This window comes from Pseudomonas sp. 008 (genome assembly GCF_016861935.1).
Lineage (GTDB): Bacteria > Pseudomonadota > Gammaproteobacteria > Pseudomonadales > Pseudomonadaceae > Aquipseudomonas.
In genome coordinates this window covers 148,835-155,078 of record NZ_BOMA01000017.1, presented here as the reverse complement: position 1 = coordinate 155,078, position 6,244 = coordinate 148,835, and the positions used below count along the sequence as shown (strand labels likewise).

The following is a 6,244-nucleotide window of genomic DNA, read 5'->3' as shown; positions in this document are numbered from 1 at the left end:
GCAGAAAAAGTCTACTTCGCTAGCAACACAAAATTGCACAGTTATTTTCGAGTCAGGACACTAGAATAGGTCCAACTTTTTTGGAGCCAGAGCCTTTATGCCAGATCCGGTTGACGCCCCTGGGCTGTCAGATTTACCACTGGACGGTTTGGTGGCGTGTCATGAGTGCGACTTGCTGATGCGCAAGCCTGAACTCGCCCATGGTGAGAAGGCCATTTGTCCACGCTGCGGTTATGAGCTGTATGCCCATCGGCACAATGTCGTGCAGCGCAGTCTCGCCTTGGTCATTGCCGCACTGTTGTTGTATATCCCCGCGAACTTTTTACCCATCATGCAGCTCCATCTACTCGGGCAGTCATCGAATGACACTGTCTGGAGCGGTGTTCTCGGTTTGTTCGATACCGGTATGCAGGGCGTAGCAGCAGTCGTATTTCTCTGCAGCATGGGGATTCCGCTGCTCAAGCTGCTCTGCCAATTGGTGGTGCTGCTGAGTATCCGATTCAATATCGGACGCAGCTACGGTTTGCTGCTCTACCGCATTTATCACCATCTTCGGGATTGGGGGATGCTTGAGGTTTACCTCATGGGCGTGCTGGTCGCGATCGTCAAATTGGCCGATATGGCGGCGATTACCGTAGGTCTTGGTCTGGCGTGCTTTATCAGTTTGTTGTTGGTCCAGGTCTGGCTGGAAGTGGTGATGTCGCCGCACCAGATCTGGCAGGCATTATCAGGAGAAGATGCCCATGCGGGCGATTGATGCGGGCATTCTGATTTGTGCCGAATGCCACGAGTTGAACAAGCAGGAAGCCGGCACTGACGAGCAGGTCTGCACCCGCTGTGGTGCGTTGGTTCATGCGCGCCGACCGAACAGCCTGATGCGTACCTGGGCGCTGCTGGTCACTGCTGCGATTATTTATATCCCGGCCAATGTGCTGCCGATCATGACCGTCAGTTCCCTGGGGCAGGGCGATCCGAGCACCATCATGTCCGGCGTGATCCAACTGGTTCAGCACGGCATGATTCCAATCGCGGCTGTGGTTTTTATCGCCAGTATTCTGGTTCCTACGTTCAAACTGGTGGGCATCGGGTTGCTGCTGTTTTCGGTGCAGCGGCGCCAGCCACTCTCCGCACGCCAACGTATATGGATGTACCGCTTTATCGAGTTCATCGGCCGCTGGTCGATGCTCGATATTTTTGTGATCGCCATCCTGGTGGCGGTTGTGAATTTCGGACGGCTTGCCAGCGTCGAAGCCAATCTTGGCGCCATCGCCTTCGCCAGTGTGGTGATTCTGACGATGCTTGCCGCAGTAACTTTCGATCCCCGACTGATTTGGGATAACACGGAGTCGGACGACGACCATGACTGATTTGCCTACAGCGAAAACCCGACCGGCCTCTAACTGGTCTGCCATTTGGGTATTGCCCCTGATCGCCTTGCTCATTGGCGGTTGGCTCGCCTGGCGTGCCTATAGCGAGACAGGCATTGAGATCCATGTGCGCTTCGAAAGCGGCGAAGGTATTCAGGCCAACAAGACCGAAGTCGTTTACAAAGGTATGTCGGTCGGTAAGGTGAAAGCCCTCACACTTGATGACGAAGGCAACGCCAAAGGCGTGATCGCCACCATCGAGATGAATAAGGACGTGGAGCAATACCTCAGAACCAGCACGCGTTTCTGGCTGGTCAAGCCGAGCGTAACCCTGGCCGGTATTACGGGCCTGGAGACGCTGGTCTCGGGTAACTATGTGGCTGTCAGCCCGGGAGAGGGCGAACCGACCCGCAAGTTCAAGGCCCTGGCCGAAGAGCCGCCGCTGTCGGACGCCAAGCCTGGTCTGCACCTGACCATCAAGGCTGATCGTCTTGGTTCGCTGAATCGCGGCAGCCCGGTGTTCTACAAGCAGATCCAGGTCGGTCAGATCAAAAGCTATTTGCTGTCCGCGGACCAGAACACCGTTGAACTCAAAGTCTTCATCGAGCCGACCTATGCCAGCCTGGTACGCAAACACACGCGTTTCTGGAATGCCAGCGGCATCAGCATCGATGCCAACCTGTCCGGTGTGAAAGTGCGTAGCGAGTCCCTCGCCAGCATAGTCGCTGGTGGTATTGCATTTGCTACACCGGAAAACCGTAAGGACAGCCCGCCCACCGACCCAAGCCTGCCGTTCCGTCTCTATGAAGACTTCGATGCAGCCGCCGCCGGTATTCGGGTCAAGGTCAAACTTAGCGATTTCGAAGGCCTGCAGGCCGGTCGTACACCGGTGATGTACAAAGGCATTCAGGTCGGCAATCTGAAGGCGCTCAAGATTGACCCGGACCTCTCCAGTGCAACCGCCGAGCTGACGCTCGACCCATTGGCTGAGGATTACCTGGTCACCGGCACGCAGTTCTGGGTGGTCAAACCATCGATTTCGCTGGCTGGTATCACCGGTCTGGAAGCATTGGTCAAAGGTAACTACATTGCCGTGCGCCCTGGCGACAAGGGGGGCGCACCGCAGCGCGAGTTCGAAGCACGGGCCAAGGCGCCGCCGCTGGATCTGCGTTCGCCGGGCCTGCATCTGGTGCTGTTCACCGAAAACCTAGGCTCACTGGAAGTCGGCAGTCCGATTCTCTACAAGCAGGTCAAGGTGGGTTCGGTGCAGAGCTACCAGTTCTCTCGCACTAAAAAACAGCTGGTGATCGGTGTGCACATCGAGAAGGAGTACGAGGGGCTGGTCAACGCCTCGACGCGCTTCTGGAATGCCAGCGGTATTACGCTGACAGGTGGGCTGACCGGTGGCATCCAGGTCAAAAGTGAGTCGTTGCAAAGCCTGATGGCTGGCGGCATTGCTTTCGAAACCCCAGAAGCCAAAGCGCCGTTGCGGAAGCGCATTCCACGTTTCCGTCTGTTCGCCAGTCATGAAGAGGCAAACCAGAAAGGCGCCGTGGTGACCATCAAGGTCGATCGCGCCGATGGTCTGCGCACGGGCACGCCGATCCGGTTCAAAGGCCTCGACGTCGGCAAGGTCGAAGACGTTGACCTCAGCGACGACCTGCAATCGGTGCTGCTGACTGCGCGAATCACGGAAGTGCCGGAGCGTATCGCTCGGGTGGGCAGTCAGTTCTGGGTGGTCAAACCTGAATTGGGTCTGATCAAGACGTCCAACCTTGAGACACTGGTGACCGGGCAGTACATCGAAGTGCAACCGGCGCCGAAGAATCTCGGTCCGCAAAAGGACTTCGTAGCGCTGACCAATCCTCCGGAAACCGCCAAGGAAGAGGCCGGTTTGAGCCTGGTATTGAGTGCTGCTCGTCGAGGTTCGCTGAAGACCGGTGTACCCGTCACCTATCGCGAAATCACGGTAGGCAAGGTGACTGGCTATGAATTGGGGCAGACGGCGGATCGAGTGTTGGTACACATCCTGATCGAGCCGAAGTACGCGCCATTGGTACGCAGTGGCACGCGGTTCTGGAACACCAGTGGTTTTGGTTTTGACTACGGCTTGTTCAAAGGCGCAACCATACGCACCGAATCGCTGGAGACGCTGATCCAGGGCGGTATCGCCTTTGCCACACCGGATGGCGACCGCATGGGTGTCCCGGCGCGGCCTGAACAAACGTTCCCGCTGTTCGACAAGTTTGAAGATGAATGGCTGACTTGGGCGCCGAAGATTTCTATCGGTAAGTAACCCGAGGTTAATTTGGCGTTTATCAGGACGTCTTCGCGGGCAAGCCCGCGAAGACGGTCTACCAGACGCCGACGTCTCCGGTGGCTTATCATTAGCCCCCTAACGACGCCCACCCAAGGTTCCCCCGGCATGCTGGCTATTTTCCTCGAAACCCTGAACATCACTGCGCCGGTGTTTGCCATGCTGTTTCTGGGTGTGCTGCTCAAGCGCATCGACTGGATCAACGACAACTTCATCCATACTGCGTCGGCCCTGGTGTTCAATGTCACCATGCCGGCGTTGCTGTTTCTGGGCATCTTGCATGCCGACCTGCACGCTGCGTTGCAACCGGCGCTGCTGATCTATTTCTCGGTCGCGACCCTGATGTGCTTTGCAATTGCCTGGGGTTGGGCGATCTGGAAATGCCCGCGGGAAGATCGGGGTATTTACACCCAAGGCGCGTTTCGCGGCAATAACGGGGTAATCGGCCTGGCCCTGGCGGCGAGCATGTACGGCGACTATGGCATTTCCCTTGGGGCGATTCTCGCGGCGCTGGTGATCCTGTTTTACAACACGCTCTCAACCATTGTGCTGGCGGTCTACAGCCCGGTGATCAAGTCTGATCCGTGGAGCATCTGCAAAAGTGTGATGGCCAATCCGCTGGTCATCAGTGTGATTGCAGCCGCACCATTTGCCTGGTTCCAGATCGGCTTGCCGGGATGGCTGGAGAGGTCCGGTCAATATTTGGCGCAAACCACCTTGCCATTGGCATTGATCTGCATCGGTGGCACGTTGTCGCTGGCGGCAATGCGCAAAAGCGGCACGATGGCGCTGAGTTCAAGTCTGGTGAAGATGATCGGCCTGCCGGTGCTGGCGACACTCGGCGCCTGGCTCTGGGGCTTTCGTGGGGCGGAGTTGGGGATTCTGTTTCTGTACTTCGGCAGCCCGACCGCCGCGGCCAGTTTCGTCATGGCCCGGCAGGCCAATGGCAATCATGAACTGGCGGCGGCGATCATCGTGATTACTACACTGATGGCGGCGGTCACCACCAACATCGGGATCTTTTTGTTGCAGTGGGGTGGGTGGATTTAGCCTCGGGATTTGCGGCGTTCTTCAGGTCGCCTACTCCGGCTTCTGATAGGTGTCGATCACTTCCTGCGCCGCCCGAAATGCATCGATCGCCGCCGGCACACCGGCATACACCGCGCAATGCAGCAGCGCTTCGCGAATCTCTTCCACCGTGCAGCCGTTGTTCAATGCACCGCGCACATGGCCTTTCAATTCTTGCGGGCACTTCAACGCGGTCAGCGCAGCGAGAGTGATCAGGCTGCGGGTTTTCAGCGACAAACCTTCACGGTTCCACACGCCGCCCCAGGCATGCTCATTGACGAAGTCCTGCAACGGCTGGGTGAATTCGGTGGCGTTGCCCAGGGCGCGGTCGACGAACGCGTCGCCCATCACTTGGCGGCGGATTTCAACCCCAGGCTTCTTATCAGTGCTCATGGCAATTCCCTCTTGTGGTGTTGGCGACGCCAGGCGCGAAGCGAGGTGAACAGCAAAAACGCCACCAGCGCCGGCAGGACGAAAAACAGCATCAGGTGTTCAAGCTTGCCGGCCAGCGGCATGCCCGTGGTGAACGACACCACGTGCAGCCCATAGGCCAGGTACAGGCCCAAAAACAGCAGGCCTTCGGCGCGGGTCACCCGGTAGCCGGAATAGAACACCGGCAGGCACAGCACCGCGACTCCGAGCATCACCGGCAAATCGAAATCCAGCGCGTTGGGCGAGACCGACAGTGGTGATGGCGCGATCAATGCGGTCAGCCCGAGCACGCCCAAGAGGTTGAACAGGTTGCTGCCGATCACGTTGCCCACCGCGATGTCCCGCTGACCGCGCAGCGCGGCGATCAACGAAGTGGCCAGTTCCGGCAGGGAGGTGCTGACGGCGACGATGGTCAGGCCGATGATCCGCTCCGACAACCCCAGGTCGGTCGCGACTGCCACCGCGGCGCCGAGCAGCAAGTGCCCGGCGAACACCAGCATTGCCAACCCGGCGACAATCATCAGCAGACTGCTGAACCACGGTGCCTGCGGCGCTTCATGAGCCCCCGATGGCGGACGGGACGAGTGCCGTGACTGACGCAGTAGCAAGCCCAGATACAGCGCCAGCGCTGTCAGCAGGATCACGCCGTCGACCCGAGTCAGTTCTTCATTCCACGCCAGTACGGACACCAGCAGGCTGGCGCCGATCATCAGTGGAATATCCAGGCGCACCAATTGCCGTGAAACCCGTAGCGGAATAATCAGTGCGGAGAGCCCGAGGGTGACGAGGATGTTGAAGATGCTGCTGCCGATCACGCTGCCGACGGCGATGTCGGCGTTTTGCGCCAAGGTGGCTTGCAGGCTGACCGCCATCTGCGGCGCGCTGCTACCGAGGGCCACGATGGTCAGGCCGATGATCAGTGGCCGCACATGCAGGCGCGCGGCCAGGCGTACCGCGGCGCGCACCATCAGTTCGGCGCCGGCGATCAGTAAAAACAGACCGCAGAGCAATTCAATCACGCTGATCAGGGGTAAATCGGCCAGTCCGAAAATAGTCAGCG

The 6,244-nt window shown here is 58.6% G+C and carries 6 protein-coding genes; 4 read left to right on the top strand and 2 right to left on the bottom strand.

Features of this window, described 5'->3' with window-relative positions; all coding sequences use genetic code 11:
- The first annotated feature begins 97 nt into the window (after positions 1-97).
- The 4 genes from JUI81_RS28170 to JUI81_RS28155 all read left to right on the top strand — a co-directional run bounded on the left by JUI81_RS28170 (position 98) and on the right by JUI81_RS28155 (position 4,734).
- A complete protein-coding gene (locus JUI81_RS28170) occupies positions 98-757 on the top strand; it encodes a paraquat-inducible protein A (protein ID WP_019581179.1) in 660 nt (219 codons plus the stop codon).
- Positions 744-1,367, top strand: coding sequence for a paraquat-inducible protein A (locus JUI81_RS28165; protein WP_007941211.1), 624 nt, complete (start codon positions 744-746; stop codon positions 1,365-1,367). The genes JUI81_RS28170 and JUI81_RS28165 overlap by 14 nt, the downstream gene beginning before the upstream one ends.
- Complete coding sequence (locus JUI81_RS28160; RefSeq protein ID WP_204125461.1) at positions 1,360-3,663, top strand: intermembrane transport protein PqiB; 2,304 nt, start codon at positions 1,360-1,362, stop codon at positions 3,661-3,663. The genes JUI81_RS28165 and JUI81_RS28160 overlap by 8 nt, the downstream gene beginning before the upstream one ends.
- A gap of 129 nt (positions 3,664-3,792) precedes the next feature.
- Positions 3,793-4,734 (top strand): AEC family transporter, encoded by a 942-nt coding sequence (locus JUI81_RS28155; protein WP_018927222.1) that lies wholly within the window; start codon positions 3,793-3,795, stop codon positions 4,732-4,734.
- Between the two features lie 30 nt (positions 4,735-4,764).
- Here JUI81_RS28155 and JUI81_RS28150 read toward each other — a convergent pair whose 3' ends face one another.
- Positions 4,765-5,145 carry a carboxymuconolactone decarboxylase family protein gene (locus tag JUI81_RS28150; protein WP_019647644.1) on the bottom strand — a complete coding sequence of 127 codons (381 nt, stop codon included), beginning with the start codon at positions 5,143-5,145 and terminating at the stop codon, positions 4,765-4,767.
- Positions 5,142-6,203, bottom strand: coding sequence for a calcium/sodium antiporter (locus JUI81_RS28145; protein ID WP_019581177.1), 1,062 nt, complete (start codon positions 6,201-6,203; stop codon positions 5,142-5,144). The genes JUI81_RS28150 and JUI81_RS28145 overlap by 4 nt, the downstream gene beginning before the upstream one ends.
- Positions 6,204-6,244 lie beyond the last annotated feature (41 nt).